The 795-nt window shown below is 44.0% G+C and carries 1 pseudogene; it reads left to right on the forward strand.

The features are described 5' to 3' along the window. Positions 1 to 459: pseudogene (locus HP566_RS03555) on the forward strand (hypothetical protein); the annotation flags it as partial. Positions 460 to 795: the final 336 nt, after the last annotated feature.

The raw sequence follows: 795 nt of genomic DNA on the forward strand, positions 1-795 counted from the left end.
CGTTTTACCGAAAATATTGCTGAGGAGTGTTCCTGGAAGCCACAAATGGATGCCGTTAAGCCATTTCTGAAGTGGTCGGCGATTATTTTAATGCCCATTGTCGTGATACTTATGCTGCTTGACCCTGTCTTTGTAATTGCCGGTATCGGGCCGCTAGGCATGGGCTTCATGGCTTGGATGAGGGGCACTTCCAAGGGCTATCAGGCAATGCAGCGAGACTACCGTCACCGTGAGTATGAGTGGACAAAAACAGAAGAGATTGTCGCTTGGCACAAGCGAAATTTAATCGGCCTACGCTTCACCTACCTCAATGAGGAAGGTGGTGAGTACTCGACCTATAGCTCTATTTTTTGCCATTCCGACAATTTTGAAGACAACGTTAACTATTTTAGAAACATGTTACCAGAGGTTCCTTATCATGAGCGAGAGCTTAAAGTTTATAGCAATTTCTCATTATAGAAAAACATGGGCAGCTGACAATAAAAAAGAATACTTAACCATTGTTGAGATTGCCAGAATACTGAGGGTAAGTATTTAAATCTAACCGCGAGGAGAGCCAGGGTATCAGTGTACCGACCCGCTTTGCACTTACCGTTCTCCTCTCCTCTAAAGCACAAGGATAAGTATATGTGGTTTATTCAACCCCAGCAGGACTATATCGCCCAAACCCCCTGGAAGCATGCCGATGAACCAGCGCTAATAAGCTGGCAAATCCGGGCACGTAATTATAATACCTTTGTTGCAAACATACTTTTTAGCGTTTTAGCATTCATTAGCTTAGGGTGGGCATATTTT

The organism is Vreelandella olivaria (assembly GCF_023507745.1).
Classification (GTDB): Bacteria; Pseudomonadota; Gammaproteobacteria; order Pseudomonadales; family Halomonadaceae; genus Vreelandella; species Vreelandella olivaria_A.